Source organism: Pseudanabaena cinerea FACHB-1277, from assembly GCF_014696345.1.
Classification (GTDB): domain Bacteria; phylum Cyanobacteriota; class Cyanobacteriia; order Pseudanabaenales; family Pseudanabaenaceae; genus Pseudanabaena; species Pseudanabaena cinerea.
In genome coordinates, this window is the sequence record NZ_JACJPY010000033.1 from 1 (window position 1) to 16,355 (window position 16,355).

15 protein-coding genes are annotated in these 16,355 nt (G+C 42.4%); 6 read left to right on the top strand and 9 right to left on the bottom strand.

The genetic code is table 11. The features are described from left to right. From H6F44_RS24025 to H6F44_RS11580, 5 genes are all read right to left on the bottom strand, one after another. Positions 1 to 239 (bottom strand): helix-turn-helix domain-containing protein (locus H6F44_RS24025; RefSeq protein WP_206754458.1); only part of this gene is annotated, 239 nt, incomplete at its 3' end. After that, complete coding sequence (locus tag H6F44_RS11565; RefSeq protein WP_190351116.1) at positions 166 to 1,059, bottom strand: HNH endonuclease family protein; 894 nt, start codon at positions 1,057 to 1,059, stop codon at positions 166 to 168. The genes H6F44_RS11565 and H6F44_RS24025, both read right to left, overlap by 74 nt. A 2-nt stretch (positions 1,060 to 1,061) precedes the next feature. Continuing rightward, the gene (locus H6F44_RS11570; protein WP_190351117.1) at positions 1,062 to 4,124 is read right to left on the bottom strand and encodes an AAA family ATPase; all 3,063 of its coding nucleotides are present in this window, start codon (positions 4,122 to 4,124) and stop codon (positions 1,062 to 1,064) included. 120 nt (positions 4,125 to 4,244) lie between these two features. After that, positions 4,245 to 6,470: a DNA helicase RecQ gene (gene recQ / locus H6F44_RS11575; RefSeq protein ID WP_190351118.1), complete on the bottom strand. Its 2,226-nt coding sequence runs from the start codon at positions 6,468 to 6,470 to the stop codon at positions 4,245 to 4,247. A 42-nt stretch (positions 6,471 to 6,512) separates the two neighbouring features. Then, positions 6,513 to 7,184, bottom strand: coding sequence for a Uma2 family endonuclease (locus H6F44_RS11580; protein ID WP_190351119.1), 672 nt, complete (start codon positions 7,182 to 7,184; stop codon positions 6,513 to 6,515). A gap of 188 nt (positions 7,185 to 7,372) precedes the next feature. On the opposite strand from H6F44_RS11580, the gene H6F44_RS11585 reads away from it, so the two are divergent. Further along, a complete protein-coding gene (locus H6F44_RS11585) occupies positions 7,373 to 7,702 on the top strand; it encodes a DUF4359 domain-containing protein (RefSeq protein WP_190351120.1) in 330 nt (109 codons plus the stop codon). Between the two features lie 29 nt (positions 7,703 to 7,731). On the opposite strand, the gene rsmA is transcribed toward H6F44_RS11585, so the two are convergent. Further along, on the bottom strand, positions 7,732 to 8,562 hold the full coding sequence (gene rsmA / locus H6F44_RS11590) for a 16S rRNA (adenine(1518)-N(6)/adenine(1519)-N(6))-dimethyltransferase RsmA (protein ID WP_190351121.1): 831 nt from the start codon (positions 8,560 to 8,562) through the stop codon (positions 7,732 to 7,734). 122 nt (positions 8,563 to 8,684) lie between these two features. Here rsmA and H6F44_RS11595 point away from each other — a divergent pair, with 122 nt between their 5' ends. Continuing rightward, positions 8,685 to 9,278: a GNAT family N-acetyltransferase gene (locus H6F44_RS11595; RefSeq protein ID WP_206754456.1), complete on the top strand. Its 594-nt coding sequence runs from the start codon at positions 8,685 to 8,687 to the stop codon at positions 9,276 to 9,278. A gap of 29 nt (positions 9,279 to 9,307) precedes the next feature. On the opposite strand, the gene H6F44_RS11600 is transcribed toward H6F44_RS11595, so the two are convergent. After that, entirely contained in the window at positions 9,308 to 10,009 is a 702-nt protein-coding gene (locus H6F44_RS11600) for a hypothetical protein (protein ID WP_190351123.1), read from the bottom strand. 512 nt (positions 10,010 to 10,521) lie between these two features. Here H6F44_RS11600 and rsfS point away from each other — a divergent pair. The 3 genes from rsfS to H6F44_RS11615 all read left to right on the top strand — a co-directional run bounded on the left by rsfS (position 10,522) and on the right by H6F44_RS11615 (position 12,427). Further along, positions 10,522 to 10,944, top strand: coding sequence for a ribosome silencing factor (gene rsfS, locus H6F44_RS11605; RefSeq protein ID WP_190351124.1), 423 nt, complete (start codon positions 10,522 to 10,524; stop codon positions 10,942 to 10,944). A gap of 78 nt (positions 10,945 to 11,022) precedes the next feature. Then, positions 11,023 to 11,313: a ferredoxin-thioredoxin reductase variable chain gene (locus H6F44_RS11610; protein ID WP_322096210.1), complete on the top strand. Its 291-nt coding sequence runs from the start codon at positions 11,023 to 11,025 to the stop codon at positions 11,311 to 11,313. Between the two features lie 103 nt (positions 11,314 to 11,416). Beyond that, positions 11,417 to 12,427, top strand: a complete 1,011-nt coding sequence (locus tag H6F44_RS11615) for an SPFH domain-containing protein (protein ID WP_190351125.1) — start codon at positions 11,417 to 11,419, stop codon at positions 12,425 to 12,427. Positions 12,428 to 12,498: 71 nt separating this feature from the next. Here H6F44_RS11615 and H6F44_RS11620 read toward each other — a convergent pair whose 3' ends face one another. Both H6F44_RS11620 and H6F44_RS11625 read right to left on the bottom strand, forming a co-directional pair. Further along, positions 12,499 to 14,073 (bottom strand): site-2 protease family protein, encoded by a 1,575-nt coding sequence (locus tag H6F44_RS11620; RefSeq protein WP_190351126.1) that lies wholly within the window; start codon positions 14,071 to 14,073, stop codon positions 12,499 to 12,501. Between the two features lie 222 nt (positions 14,074 to 14,295). Continuing rightward, on the bottom strand, positions 14,296 to 15,399 hold the full coding sequence (locus H6F44_RS11625) for a hypothetical protein (RefSeq protein ID WP_190351127.1): 1,104 nt from the start codon (positions 15,397 to 15,399) through the stop codon (positions 14,296 to 14,298). Positions 15,400 to 15,418: 19 nt separating this feature from the next. On the opposite strand from H6F44_RS11625, the gene H6F44_RS11630 reads away from it, so the two are divergent. Continuing rightward, positions 15,419 to 16,348: a LysR family transcriptional regulator gene (locus H6F44_RS11630; RefSeq protein ID WP_190351128.1), complete on the top strand. Its 930-nt coding sequence runs from the start codon at positions 15,419 to 15,421 to the stop codon at positions 16,346 to 16,348. Positions 16,349 to 16,355: the final 7 nt, after the last annotated feature.

Sequence of the window (16,355 nt, forward strand, 5' to 3'; positions counted from 1 at the left end):
AACGGTTCCTTTTCATTCTGCCAAATTGCTCTCACGATTTTGATTTCATCGTAGGTATACGCTTCGCGCAGATGGTCAAACAGATTTCGCAAAGAGTCGCCCCCGATCGCTTCTAAGGCTTCATAAATTACGGTTTGGCGATCAGGCGGTACAAGGCGATCGCTTTTAGCCATCAAGTTTAGAAAGAAGATTTTGAAATATTTCACATTTTTTCTGGAACCATTCAATTGAAAACCCATTTTCTCTTAGCACACACACAGAAGCCATCGTGTAAGAATGCTTACCTTCAAAAATGTCAGTTAACTTTTGACAGCAGTTAATGAGCGTTTTATAGGCTTGTTTTTCTGAATTTTTTGGATTGCCAAGGTCTTTAAAAGCGTTCTGTAATTCTATGATCAGGAGTTGAGTGCTTCTCTGTTGTGTTCTTCTCTCTTGGGCTAATTGATCGCGCTCGTTAAGTTTGAAAATCTTGAGACACATCTCACCTCTAGCACTCCCATTCAAAGAATACATTACTCCTTGAGAATCTACAGCCAAATGATTTTCTGGGTTGTCCTCATCTAGATTACTGATTGGATTGATTAGTAAGGGTCTTTCATTTACTTCTTCGCCAACTGATTGAGCATAGTTCCCAATTACTGGGAAAATGGTGCTTTTAGGACGATTACATTTTTCGCAAGATGGTAGCAGATTGCGCCAGTCGTAGGCTAACCAATAGTAACCATGATGGGGAATATTAGTTTCAAATCCTTGTGAATCTTTGAGATTTACGACATTGCCATTCTCATCTTTGATACCTGCTTTAGGTCGAAAGTGTTCAATGTCAATGCTTTGAGTATCTGCAATAGGAGTTTCACAATAGGCGCAGCGACCATAAAATGGGGCATCTTTGCTGGCAAAATAAATTTGCTTAATTTCTTTTCTTTTGTAAAGATTGCTGATAATTGGCTTTTTACCTTCAGCAATAATCTCTATTAACTTTTTTGTTTCTTCTTGACAATCTCGAATCCATTTTTCCCAGATTTCACTATCTGGCTCTTGAATGAATATTTTCCTCACCTCTAAACCTCCTGATTAGAAAGCTGTTGAAGATGTCTAGTTAGTTCGAGTTCTAGAAGTTCGGGCGTAATATCATTCGCTACTTTTTCAATCGCTGATTCTACTTCACTCCTAATTAACCTTTCCGTGGGATTTTCGCCATCTTGTAAACCTTCTCTTACTTTGCCGCGTAATTCCTGTAATTCATTTTCTTCATCTTCAGTGCGCCTTGTACGACCAAGGAGTTCAGAGTAGCGATCAATATCTGTCATGCTACCTAAATTACGACTGGTAACTAAACCAAAAGCTTCTGAGGTGAGTACTTGATCGGCACGTTTACCATATAGTTCTTCTTTATTGATTAGCTTAGCTTGAACACCATTGTCATGGCTACGATCTAGCTTCACTAGAAGACCACTCTCGATATCCACAACTCCTGAAGCAGCTAAAGGGGTATGGGTGGAGGCAATAATTTGAGTGTTAGGGAACATTTCATGAAGACGTTGCACAAAATGACGCTGCCAGAGAGGATGTAAATGTTGTTCAATTTCATCAATGAGTAGAATTCCGCCAATATTCCCATTCTCTGTTAGTCGATTGGCATGGACAGCCCAACCAATAAAATCTAGCAACCATTGGCTAGTACTGCGATAACCATCACTGAGGGCGGCAAGGGGCTGTCTGCCCCAAGGTCCTTCAACTTCGATACCGCGATCGCTGTAATGAAACTGATATTCTGCATGGTCATCAAGCATTAGTACTTTGAGCAATTGTTGCTCGATTTGCTTGCGAACTTCGTCACTGCGCCGCCGTAAAACTACTTCTGGATCTTGGAAAGAGACTTGGGATGTAAACAAGGATTGCACAGCATCAAGGGTACGGTAGCCTTCATAATTGTTGTGAGATTGGGTAGTACGATTTGCTCCGTAACCACATACAAAAATATCGGACCACAGAAAATCAGCTTCTGGCTCAATTTTTTGGGTAAGCGTTTCACTTTTTTCTGATTTTTTGGTAATGGTAGTTGTAATCGTATAAGTGTTTGTTTGGTTATTTCCGTCTAGATTTTGCAAAGATCGATTATCTGGACTTTGTTGACGGGCGATCGCTATTAACTCATTAAGTTTTTCATCTGTGTTTGCTCGCCCAATCATTTCAACGATCTGTTCAGAAAGACTAGTATATGGTGAAGGTTGCCCTAATTCTTCTGGTAAAGCATTTTTGAGGTCTTTAAGTTTAGAGATAGTTGGGAAAGCGCTTAGTAATGCTCGGTGTAATTGTTGTGATCGCACAAGTGGAATTTGTGATGCATCTTTGTTAGACAAAACAATCTTGATATAGCCTTCATCTGCACCATCTCGTACCAAGTCTCCAGACAGAAATGACTTTAAAGCGGCAGCATCACTTTGATCGCACAGTCCGAGAGCAATACTTCTGAGTAAAGTAGTTTTTCCTGCGGCATTTTCACCCAAAACCATGAACCAATCGGAGGGTTTATCACCTTCAGTAAAGCTTACTTTCAAACTCTCAAAGCATCGAATATTTTTAAGTTCAACTTCGGAAATCACCAAGTTTCGCCAAGAATAATCGGTTTGCTTAGTATCTAAACTAGTTATGCTTTGTGAATACTCCTGTGCTATTCTTTCATAAGTTTCTTTAAATTTATCTATTTTTGTAACAGCTAGTTGAGGGAAGAACCAAGCTGCATGATCATTAGAGTATCTTAAGAGCATTCCCAAATGCAAAGCTAATAAGCCCAAATCACCATCTGGTAGTTTTTTTGTGTAAATAGAGAATACAAGATTTTGGTAAAATGTATCTGATGTATTGTCATCTTTAAAACTTAAGTTAAGGTTTTCAAAGTGATTTTTTAATTGATCTGTTGCATAACTTACATCGATATCAATAATTTTTTTGCGACCTCTTCCAATAGCTGATAGGCAAGCATGACGAATTAACATCATTAAATACGTTAAGTTGCCTCCACTATAAGAGGCTATCTTAGTTACTAACTCATGTGAATCAAATAAAGCATCAACGTCTATTCTTTTTTTTAAGAGTAAAATTAATTTTAGAATCGATAAATCTTCAATTTTCGGAATAGCTGAAACATCAATAAGTCTATAAACATTTACTAATGCTATAATTAAAAACTTTTGCTTGTCTAAATTAATTCTGGGGAGAACGTAATCAATAAAAATAGGTGATGTATATATTATATTAAAATCGAAATTTAATAGCTCTCTAACTTCAGTACCAAATAATTTTTTCGCCGAATCTATATTGCAGCGATCTAAGTTATCAAAGATAAAAGCAATGCCTTTATAATCTTTTTTGCTTTCTTGAAAGATCTGATTTATGGACTTAACCAATAAGCAGATTAATCTTCTAAACTCTCTCTGATATATATCTAAAGCCCCGCGATAAGATGAAACTTGTTCTATCCCTGAAGAATCAAGAGGATGCGAATAGAATCTGGCTGTTTCATCTTTAATTTTAAGAATGATGCCAGACAAAAGTACCGAAATATCAGTTGATAAGTTTATGTCTTCATTGGATTTATTGTAAATTTTACCTACTGTGTACTTAATCGACAGAATTTTGTCTTCAAGAGATAAGTATCCATAATTGGAATCAAGTTCAAAAGCTTCCTCAATAATTCTGACAAGTAAAAATCTAAAATCTTCAATAATGTTGGAATCAATTTCTATATTATGTTGACTTATATGTCGAACCAAATACAGTGCAGAGAGTAAATAGATATCAATATAATCAAAGTTATCTATGTTTGATATCTTGTCAGCCTCAATATAAATTACATGATAGTCACTACACCAATTCTTAATCAGCAAATTTAATTGTGTAGTCTTACCACAACCACGATGCCCAGCTAGAAAAAAAGTCTTATGTTCTCCCAATTCCTGCACAAATAGAGAAGCACCGATCGCTTTTACCGCATCAAAATCATCCTCATCTAATAAAGGCACATAATATTTGTCAAAATCCTCCCCACTCAGAGGCTTTGGCTCACATACACGATAAGCCTCGCGCAAATCAGTTGCAGGTTGTGATGGAGAAGATGACATAGCTTTACTTGTTAAGATCTAAATTTTGGCGATCGCATTGCATCTATTGTAGAGTTTTTGGCTAACAGTTGCATAGCCTGAAACTTTGATGAGGTTTATGGTAACATAAAAATATTATGCTTATAACGGTTCCTTTTCATTCTGCCAAATTGCTCTCACGATTTTGATTTCATCGTAGGTATACGCTTCGCGCAGATGGTCAAACAGATTTCGCAAAGAGTCGCCGCCGATCGCTTCTAAGGCTTCATAAATTATGGTTTGGCGATCAGGCGGTACAAGGCGATCGATGTTAATCGCATAGCCCGCTTCCACTAGCTGCACCAAATGCGTCCAAATTGTCGCAGGTTTTAAGCCGCGATCGCGGGCGATATCATCGACATCCAAACCATGCTCATACATTTCTAAGGTAGCCTGATTAGTGGCTAACTTGGAGGACTTCGGTTTGGAAGTAATTGCTTCCATTTTAGCTTTTGGTGAATCTCTAAACTCGCCAGGGGATGGCGGTGGATATTGTTGATGATGCTCTAGAATAATACCGATAAAGTCATCGGCATATTGTTCTAATTTCTTTTGTCCCACACCTGATAGCTTGGCAAAGTCGCGGCGTGTAGTGGGTTGATGCTCTGCCATTTGGTTGAGCGTGGCATTGCTAAAAATCACATAGGGCGGTACTGCTTGCTCATCGGCAAGATTTTTGCGAAGGAGACGCAATTTTTCAAAGAGAATTTCCACATCAACGGGGCGATCGCCGCGATCTCGACTATCGGCAACCACAGGCTCAGCATCGCGCTCGATGGGCAGTAACACTTGACGCTGACCACGCATCACTTCCCAACTGCGATCGTTCAATTTCAAAATGGCATAGCCATCGGTGGTGGGCGTGAGATAGCCCTGATGCACTAGCGATCGCGATAATTGTCGCCATTCATCGAGGCTACGATCCTTGCCAATGCCATAGGTGGAGAGTTGATCGTGATGATGTTGTAATACCTTCTCTTTACGCGAACCCCGCAATACATCGATCAGATGTGCCGCGCCAAAACGTTCCTTTGTTCTTGCCACACAGGATAGAAACTTTTGTGCTTCCACTGTCCAATCTTCCATTGGCTTAGGGGTGAGGCAGTTGTCACAATTGCGGCAATTGTCATGAAAATTTTCGCCAAAATAGCGCAACAGAATCGCACGGCGACAGGTAATTCCTTCAGCATAATCCACCACTTGGCGCAGTTGCTGATGGGCGATCCGTTGCTCTGCTTCCAAAGGTGCATTGGTGTGGGGATCAACCTTTTGGGCGATGAGATATTTGATGGTTTCTAAATCTTGATATCCCAAAAAGAGCGTACAACGAGAATCTTCACCATCACGCCCCGCTCGCCCTGATTCTTGATAGTAACCTTCAATATTTTTGGACAGATCGTAATGGATTACAAAGCGCACATCGGGCTTATTGATGCCCATCCCAAAGGCGATCGTGGCAACCATCACCTGCACATCATCACGAATCCAGCGTGTTTGATTCTCCTCCCTTTCCCTTGGGGTTAATCCCGCATGGTAGGGAATGGCTTCAATGCCATCGATTCTTAATCGCTCCGCAATTTCATCGACCCTCTTGCGACTGAGACAATAGACTATGCCAGCACCCTGAGTTTTTTTAATCTGCTGGTATAGATGGATATAGGATTGGTCAGCGCCTTGTTTGGGAATGACTTCGTAATAGAGATTAGCGCGATCGAAACTGGCAACATGAATGTAAGGATCTCGCAGTGCCAATTGTTGACTGATATCCTCTCGGACGCGCTCGGTGGCAGTGGCAGTCAAGCCAATCATTGGCACATCAGCGAAGGAATTCCGAATGCGACTCAATTGCCGATATTCTGGACGAAAATCATGCCCCCATTCCGATACGCAGTGTGCCTCATCGATCGCAAATCCTGCGATGCCCACCTGATTCTTGACAATATTGAGAAATTCTAAAAACTGCTCATTAAATAGGCGTTCAGGAGCCACATAGATTAATTTAACTGCACCATTGAGAATTGCCTGCGATCGCTGATTACTTTCTCGCCCCGACAAAGTACTATTCAAAAAAGTTGCGCCGATGCCATTCTCTTTGAGCGCCGTCACCTGATCCTGCATCAGCGCGATCAATGGCGATACCACAATGGTTACACCCGTTTTTAACAATGCTGGCAATTGAAAACAAATGGACTTACCGCCACCCGTGGGCATGATCGCCAGAGTATCACGTCCCCCTAAAAATGCCTCAATAATCTCGCGCTGTCCTGCCCGAAAGGAATCATAACCAAAATATTGCTTTAGCGCCTGTGTTAAAGAATCAGCAATCATCACAAATATTCACTGCCATACTATTTTTGTTTTGGGTATTCATCACGACTTAGCAAACACTTCTAAAAGCCAGCGAAAAATTGCGGCATCATCCTCTAACCTACTACGCTGTAAAGCGGTTTCAATAATTGCCAAGTCTAAGCCAGCAAGCACCTGTGATTGCCTGATTCTGCCGCTATGTCCATTGGCGATCGCAAAGGCAAATATTTCAGAAGTACGCGCATTAACCACCCAATATTCAGGGATACCGATTTTTTCGTAAAGCAATCTTTTATAACCAAGGTCATCTTGAATGGATGTTGCCGCAATTTCAATTACTAAGGTGGGCAGATCGAACTGATCGAGATCCACAGCAGTATCATTGCGTGGTGGTAATTTCCCATGAGAACCAATGTAAAAGCTAAGGTCAGGCTGGAATTCGGCAATACCTTCTTTTCGATAACTACAGTTAGAATATTCGTAAATAGGAATGCGACTCAGCCCCGTCATTACGCCAATCGACTTCGAGACGATCGCATCCTCATGGGCATGGCTTGGACTAATGGGAGTCATTTCTATCCTCATTAAATCATGGTCAAAATAGAACTTAGCATCGGCAAAATTTGGATCTTCGGTAAGTTCCCTAAATTCTAGCCAAGAGACTTTTACCCAAGTATCAGTTTGCGCGTTGGTGGGGATTGTTTTTGGCGTTTGATTGACGATAGTACTGGTCATGTCTTCTAGATCTGGCTGGATCTTGCAGGTGATCTATATTTACTAGGAATTGTCAATTTCGTAATTATACGCTCAAGGAATATTTACTCATTAGGATCTTAGCGTATTGTCTTGCCATAATTTAGAATTATGACAGTCGGCAATAGTCACCTCCAGTCCCAGTCTACCAAAGGAAATTTGCAAGAATCATGAAAATCAAAACAATCTTAATTGGCGTTGCCATTCTTGCTGTCGTGATGGCGGTGAGTAATCCTAACAAAGAGCGTTACATTGAATATACCGTTGATCGATTTTCGGAAACTGGTAGATCTTCACTCTGTACGGGCGTGGGTGATGCTCAGCAACAATGTAAATTTGCGGTGGCGCTATTAGCATCACAGGGCAAACCCTTAATCCGCGCCTTTCTCGAAAATAGTACTCGCCAACAAAATTTCTTACTATTCAGTATCTATACCACCGAATTACCCAATCAAAAATTAACAGCGATCGCTGCCTTTGGCAATTTCCTTAGCAATTAATCATCTGTTCCTTTACCACCCAAGAAGAATTAGGAATTGTCACTATTCTGTAGGGCTTTGACCCGATCGCTCAATGCCACCCATTGAGCAACACTCAGATCTTCGGCACGGACTTGAGGGTTAATCGCCATCGATTCCAGAATCGCAACTAGGCGATCGCGATCAATCACCGTCATTAAATTATTGCGTAACATCTTCCGCTTTGTGGCAAAGCCTAGAGTCAGCAACCGATCTAAGAATTTAGGATCACTGGCGACAGTTATGGGGGGGCGCGGCACAAGGCACACGATCGCCGAATTAACCTTGGGTGGTGGATAGAAAGCAGAGGCAGGGACATCACAAATAAAATGGCAATCAGCGAGATATTGCATCCTCACACTGAGGGAGTTATATGCCTTGTGGCTAGGCTTTGCGGCTAGGCGATCGCCGATCTCTTTCTGCACCAACAGCACAATCCGCCCAAATTGTGACACAGGCTCCGCTAAGGTTCCCAATAGTTTTTTAAGGATCTCACCCGTAATATTGTAAGGAATATTGGCAATTACCTTATTCGTGGCTTCAGGTAGAGGCAGATCAAGAATGCTGCCTTCAATTAAATGGAAGTGAGGATATTTCGTGACAGGCATCGTCACCCGTAACTTGGCACAGAGATCGCGATCAATTTCCACCGCCGTGAGCGACTCCACCAATGGCAATAGCAAGCGGGTGAGGTTGCCCGTACCAGGACCTATTTCTAAAATGCGATCGCCCTGTTGCAAATGCCCCGCCGCCACAATTTTATTGAGTACCGCCTCACTTTTGAGCCAATGCTGTCCAAACTGTTTGCGAGGACGGATTTTAAGAGATTCTGATTTGAACATGGGCGATCGCTGGTTGGGTTGTTAATTTGCAAAGAACTTGCAAAGAACTTGCAAAGAATGAGAGACAGTCACTAGACTAATAACGCTATCTGATGCTACAGCGCTTTAGAGGCTTACAGCAATTGTTTACTATTCGTCCCGCTAATCCCAAGGATGTCAGCAATTTATCTGACATCCTGACTGAAAGCTTTTATCGCAATATTGCTGATGCCCCTAGTCTCATCAATTTGCTGGTGCGTCAACTCACTAACTGGGTTTACCCACTCCTGCGCTATGGCATCACCATCGATCTCAATAGCCGCTTTAATGAGCAGTCTCCCTGTTATATTTGCCTAGTGGCGACCCATCCTGCCAACAAATCTCAGGCGATCGCCTCCCTTGAAATTTGTATGCGCTCCGTACCGATCAAGCCCCGTCAAGGCTTTTGGCAGGATCTGTGGCGGTGGCAAGACACCCACGAATCGCCCTATATCTTTAATCTAGCCGTGCATCCTCAATGGCGGCGGCGCGGTGTTGCTAAGCAACTGCTCCTAGCCGCAGAGCAGACCGCCAAGCAATGGGGTTTTAGCCGCTTGTATATCCATGTCCTCGAAGATAACCATGCAGCACGAAGCCTCTACGATCGCCTCGGCTATCATCTACATAGCCAAGAGGGAACCATGCCCCATTATTTGCTCGGTCGCCCCCGTCAGTTTTTATTAAAGAAAAAGTTATAGCGATTTTTAAGTTTGTGAACAGTTTGCTATTACTTAGGTGGCTTCTTGAAATGTATGCCAGTCCTATGCTTGAGATTCGTTAGGTCACGATCTAGAGGATCTACTTGGCTTTTGGGTGTTTCAGGTTTGGATTTATTAGCTTTTTTAATGTGTTTACGAAGGTAGTCTTTCAAAATGGCTAAAGCATGATAAATCCATAAAGCAGAGAAAAGCCAAAAAATATAAGTTATTCCTAAAAACTCACTACTACGAGATCCCGTATAAATCAATATCTCTGAAATCGGTCTTCTGTAGCTTATAAATAAAGGAACAAATATTAATGAGGGGATAGACGTAGCAAAAGTAGTAACTAAAAAACTAGAAAATACTGTAGACCATCTACTAGGAACTAGCCAGTGGGGAGGGTTTGACTTGAATAGTCTAATAATTGTCGCTCCAATACATACATAAACAACATGAATTATTAAGGCAAACAGAAAAAATAAAATTATACCGAACAGAAATATTTCGCTCTCTTCAATTTGCAAAAATTTAGCAAGAATATAAATAATTAAAAATCTGTACACCTCTAGCAAACCTACTATTGTCCCCATGAAGGTAGGTATTGATAATGCAAATGCTTTCCAAGCCGATGCCCAGTAATATCTAGGCTTTCTCCCAAAAATTAACAGGTAGACTACATAAATTCCAATTACCATAAATAAATTTTGCTTAGATATGTAGGCATCCATAAGTCATCTGTGGTATTTAATCAATTTTTAATTATTTTAATCTGATCTTCTGGGTTCATGGTAAGTAAATGCAGCTAATAGTAGCCCGAATCCTATCTGTGTAACAGTTACAATCTTGTCACATCACTCATGCGCTGTGTCTATGCCATATATGCAATCAAAGTCTCGATATTGGCTAACCTTGGCTCTAAGAGCCTGTTTGAAAAGTTTTGATCCCCCTAAATCCCCCTTACGAAAGGGGGACTTTTTTAATCTTTTCCCCCCTTTCGTAAGTAAGGGGGGCTAGGGGGGATCAATCAGTATTTTTAGCGCGTGTCCAGACTTTTCAAACAATCTCTAATGATTCAGTCATTTAACTATTTGCCTGTATTTTTTATGGTTTATACAGCCAGTTGCGCTTTTATTCTCTGCCCAAACCCCATATAAGCGCTATGAGCTATAGTAATTAGTATATTCTCAAAATATATCTCAAAATATATTACAAAAAATTATCAGGAGTACCTCCACCCTCTATGACCATCGCCAAAGATATCCCCACCAATGCACTAGAAACCCAGTCGCTCAGCGATCGCGCCCATGAAGAAAGCTATCAAATTGCTCAGGCGGCGATCATGGCGGCAGACGATCGCAAGGCGGAGAATATTGTATTACTAGCGATCGGCGATGTGTCCAGCTTGGCAGACTATTTTGTGATTGTATCGGGACTGTCGAAAACACAGGTAAGGGCGATCGCCAATGCCGTTGAGGATGCAGTTGCAGAAAAAATGGGACGTAAGCCCCGCAACATTGCAGGATTACAAGACAGCACATGGGTTCTGCTCGATTATGGCGATGTCATTGTCCATGCAATGATGGACAAAGAACGCGAATATTACGGACTAGAAGCATTTTGGGGTCATGCCCCCAAGTTAGAGGTTGTGATTCCTCAAGTGTAGGATCTACAACACTGCGCTATCAAACCGAAACCAAGAAAAACATTGCAAGCCTTGCCTGCAATGTTTTTTTAGGTTTGGTTGAATACACTGCCGATCCAAGGGATAATTGATAAAGCTTTTTTACATTTGGAAATTATAGATTTTATGAAGGTTGGCGATCGCGTTAGAGTCAAAACATCCCTCAAGGTTTTTCACCATCCTGAACATAAAGGTAAAGCCTTCGATATTGAAGGATTGGAAGGAGAAATCGTGCGGATACATACAGAATGGAATGGTCGGGCTATTAGTCCCAACTATCCCTATGAGGTCAGATTTACGCCTAAATTTGTGACTCACCTTGGTGATCACGAATTGCAAACCTTGGCATAGGTAATGACGATTCACAAAGGTGTGAAACGCTAAGGTGTGAAACGCGCCTTTGTGAATTGTTTTAAAAATATTTGGGTTTCCGTTTACTTGTATCGGTGGCTCTATGGAAGCAACTATCCTCAGCATTGTATTTGCGCTATTAAGTGGCACTTACATCTATCGATCATTTCAAATTATCGATGAAGGACAGATCGCGCTAGTGGAGAGGTTTGGTAAATACCAAAAAACCATGAAACCAGGCATAAACATTGTCTTGCCGCTAATTGATCGCGTGGCATTGATTAAAAGTTCGCGGGAGCAAGTCTTAGAAATGAAGCCCTTACCCTGCATGACCTCAGATAATGTCAGCGTCAATGTCAGCGCGGCGATGTACTGGCAAATTAGCAACCTCAAAGATGCCCGTTACAAAATTGAAGATGTTGACCAATCTTTGCAGGTATCCCTGTCAACCCAAATTCAAACCCAAATTGGGCGCTATAAGCTGGACTATATTATCGGTGGTCAAGAGAGCATTAATAAGGATATTGTTGAAGGGATTCAGAGTGATACTAAGGCTTGGGGCATTGATGTATTGCGGGTAAGGCTTGGGGAAATTACGATCCCGCCTTCGGTATTGCAATCGATGGAAAAGCAAAAAGCGGCGGAAATTGAGAAAAAAGCCATGATTTCCCTGTCTGAAGGGGAAAAAACTTCGGAAATTACCAAGGCCGAGGCTGAGGCTTCTTCTAAGAAAATGATCGCTAATTCAGAACGGGAGGTGAAATTGCAACAGACCGAGGCGATCGCCCTATCCATTGAGCGCATAGCCAAAGCGATCGCTGACAATCCTCATGGTATGGATGCAGTGCATTACCTGTTAGCGCAGAAATATCTGGAAATGGGGCAGGCGATCGGGCAAAGCCCCAGCAGTAAAGTTTTATTTATGGACCCCAAATCTATTCCTGCGGCGATTCAGTCCCTCTTATCCATGTCAGACTCATTTAATGGCAGCAACAGCAATTTCACACAGCCTTTTGGTGCAGCAGGAAATATGCCCCCTATTTTCAATAATTTTCCTGAAATACAAAGCAAACCACCTAATAGTATTGACAATACCGATCCTAGTAAGAACTAGCAGCCATGAATTGACGACGCAAAGCGCCGCCAACTAATCAAACATTTACTAAGCGAAAATGGACTACTTCCTTACGGCAATAGTCCACCCACCCCAATGCCCATGCGTTCGGCTACGCCTGATGTGAGGGGCAGCAGCACGATCAACATCCAGAATAATGCCACAACTCCTAAGGCTTCGCGATCGCCGTCTAGGTCTGACAACTCATTGAGCATGGGGCGCTCTAAGTCACGCAATAAAATTAGGATAATCCCCGCCCAATAGAGGGCAAGGGGGTTAATTACAGTGGCAATTACCAAGAAGATTAATGTTAGTACCGTTGTCCAACCCGCAGTACGTCTGCCATAGATCGCCTGCACGATGCGACCGCCATCTAATTGTCCCGCAGGCATCAAGTTCAAGGCGGTGATCACTGAGCCGAGCCAACCTAAAATCACGAGGGGATGAATTGACACAAAACTAGCAGCGATCGCCTTGCCCAAGAATAATTTAGCGAGGGTTCCTGCCAATACTGAAGCTTGGAAAATTTGGCTAGGAATATCAATCGTTCCCATGCCAATCGCGGATAGACGCAAGCCAATAATCAGGATGACAAGGGAAAAAATACCACTGGTGATAGCAGGGGCAATTGCAATGTCAAATAGTGCTGACCGATTGGGTAATGGTGAGTAGATACGGCTAAATGCCCCAAAGGAGCCTAATTGCGATGATGGCAATAGAAATGGCAAACTCATTTTTATCTTAAATTTATTGGCAACTCTTCGCATCACCAGCTCACGTAGCAGCAAAATTGCCATGATTCCCAACGCAAAGGGGAGACCTTGGCGATAGTCCTGCCAAGACTGCACCACAGGGATACCAGACACCAAAGCCCCTAAATTTAGCGCTGTATAGGTGTTTGCAAGAACTAATACTGCGATCAGGATTTGTTGAGGGATAGTGCCATTATCAAAATTGCTGATTCGACTAGGCAGCACAATCACCACAGGGCGGCGATCCTGACCTTCCACTAAAAATAGATTGTATTTATCGCCAACACGACTTTGCATTTCTTTAGACAGTCGCTCATGGGCAACATCAGGCTCACCACGCAAATTCCCCTTAAAAATCACACCCTCTTGGTAGGGAATTGTTTCTGTCACGTAGTAAGTCTCAATGCCAAAAATCCCTTGGATTAGCTTGAGGTCTTCTAATGGCAAACTCGAAAATTGTTTAGCCTGTTGCAATTTGCCTTGAGACATTGCCAAAGCGATCGGTGTTTTCTTTAAGTTGTCAGCATTGATATCTATATTGGCATTTGTATTGGCATCTGGGCTATTGAGTCTTTCGCTCAAATTGCCAAGCCCTTCTTTAATTTTGGCTTCAATTTTGGCGCGTTCAGCAACACTAACCTTGCGTAATTGATTGCCGATCGCCACATAAGCGATGGTTGAACCTAGCAACAAAAAGAGTAAAGTTGTGAAATTAATAAATAGTCCTGATACAAATAACCCAAAATAAATCAGCCAAGGTGACATTAGCGCCACAAATTGCAGCCATGAAAGTAATCCTAGCTTGCCAAACTTGCGGGAACGGAGATATCCCCAAGCAAGCAACGCGAGGGTAAGTATAAATACAGCGATAGGAATAAATGCAGTTGATTTCATAGAACTAAATTATAGGAAATTATCGATGTTCTGGTAAGTAATACCCGATTCCCCATGAAGCTCTTAACATTTACAATGCTTTGCAATCAAACCTCAAGCTAAAAAAAAGCTTAAAAGCGATGCTTTACAACGCCTCAAAGCTTTTTGGGGCATCCTGCCCGCTTTTTTGGGGAGATTTGTCAGTCAATCAGATAGCCTCAATAGACTGGAATTTACTGTGATTTACGTCAATAGACTTTTTTGACGCGCATCAAGACAGTCTTGGTCGAGCATTTGATCAAAATTGCGGATGACTTGTTTACAGCGCTTGATATAGACAGATACCCACAATTTAATTTGAGCGTGCTGCTCAGTTGTGCAGACAATGGCAGATTGCTTGGGGTGAGAGATATTCCCACTGCGATCAATTTCAAACTCCGACAGCCATGATGACTCTGGGCGTGTTGATTTCCAATAATTGGTAACTACGACTTTACCTAGATATTGAGTAGTAAAAATACTAAGTTTATTAAGCGCGGTTAAGAGTTCATCTAATTTGTACTCACTTGCAACGGTTTTCGATGATACTTGCTTATTAGGTGTCGTGGCAGTTGCAACATTATTGTCATGATCGCCGCGACTGACAGATTTCTGACTGCCCGTCTGACTGTCAATCTGATTACTGGCTTGAATGTTAGTCTGGTTGGGAGATTGACTGCTAAGAGGCGGCTTGTCTGAACTCACAGGAGAGGCTTTAGCGCCGACCGATGAATTGCGACTAGATGTATTTGCCGCAATTGTAGGGGCTGTCACATTGACATTGTTTGTGCTTACACTGGCTGTACTAGCAGAAATTCTGCTGTTACCTGCTGCATTGGGTGCAGCATATGACTGTTGCGATGTGGCAATTTTGGGTTCTATGTCTTTGATGGCAGCACTTGGGGTACTCCATTTGTTACTAGGCAAAGAATGCTGTGTAACTGATCCCAATAGGAGCTTAAAGTATGCGACTGTGTTGTATGTATCTGTTTCGATTAAAAACTTGATCTTAGTAATGCCATGTGCGTAGTTGTTGAGATCAAGTTCGCGATCGGTGAGTACTAGCAGCACTAGACCGTGGGTCAGTTTGTAAATAAAAACAGTATGCCCAACAAAGTGAAACTCAAATGACTCGAAACCCTCTGGTATGTTTTCGACAACCTGTAGTACGCCTTGACCTAATGCCTGCTTTGTCCTGTCTAATATGGAGTCCAGCCCATAGAAATAAGGACGCATGCGACGGTTTGTGAGGGCTATCCCCACAACTCCTGCTAAATTCAAAAAATCTTGAATAACCTCCCGACTCATTTTTTCTCACGCTGCTTCTATGATCGATATACCGTTCACCCTAGACCAATTACGCATTCTCAAAGCGATCGCGGCTGAAGGTAGCTTTAAACGTGCTGCCGATAGTCTGTATGTATCCCAACCCGCCGTTAGCTTGCAAGTTCAGCATCTAGAGCGACAGCTAGATGTGCCTTTGTTTGATCGCGGTGGTAGAAGGGCGCAGTTAACGGAGGCAGGACAGTTGCTACTTTCCTATGGCGATCGCATTTTGAGCCTTTGCCAAGAGACTTGCCGCGCCATTGATGATTTACAAAACCTAAATGGTGGGACTTTAATTATAGGTGCAAGCCAAACGACTGGAACCTATCTAATGCCTCAAATGATTGGCTTATTTCGTCAGAAATATCCAGAAGTCTCGGTACAGCTCCATGTCCATTCTACAAGGCGAACGGCTTGGAGTGTTGCCAATGGGCAGTTAGATTTAGCAATTATTGGCGGCGAAGTTCCTACGGATTTGCTAGAGTCCCTTGAGATTACCCCATATGCAGAGGATGAACTAGCGCTAATTCTACCAACTTCCCATGAAATTTCTCAGGGGACAAGCTTGTCGATTGAGGATCTTTATAAATTGCAGTTTATTACCCTTGACTCACAGTCCACGATTCGTAAGGCAATTGATCGGGTGTTGTTAGATAGCGGGGTGGATGCGCGGCAGTTGGCGATCGCCATGGAGCTAAATTCGATCGAGGCGATCAAAAATGCGGTACAAGCGGGATTGGGGGCGGCTTTTCTGTCAGTGACGGCGATCAAAAAAGAATTACAGATGGGGGCATTACAGCAGGTACGCATCGATGGCGTGATTATTAAACGAATGTTATTACAAATTCGCAACCCCAATCGCTATCGCTCTAAGGCAACCGAGGCTTTTTGCAATGAAGTATTACCAGCCTTTCGCGATAAAGCACCTTGAGCTAATT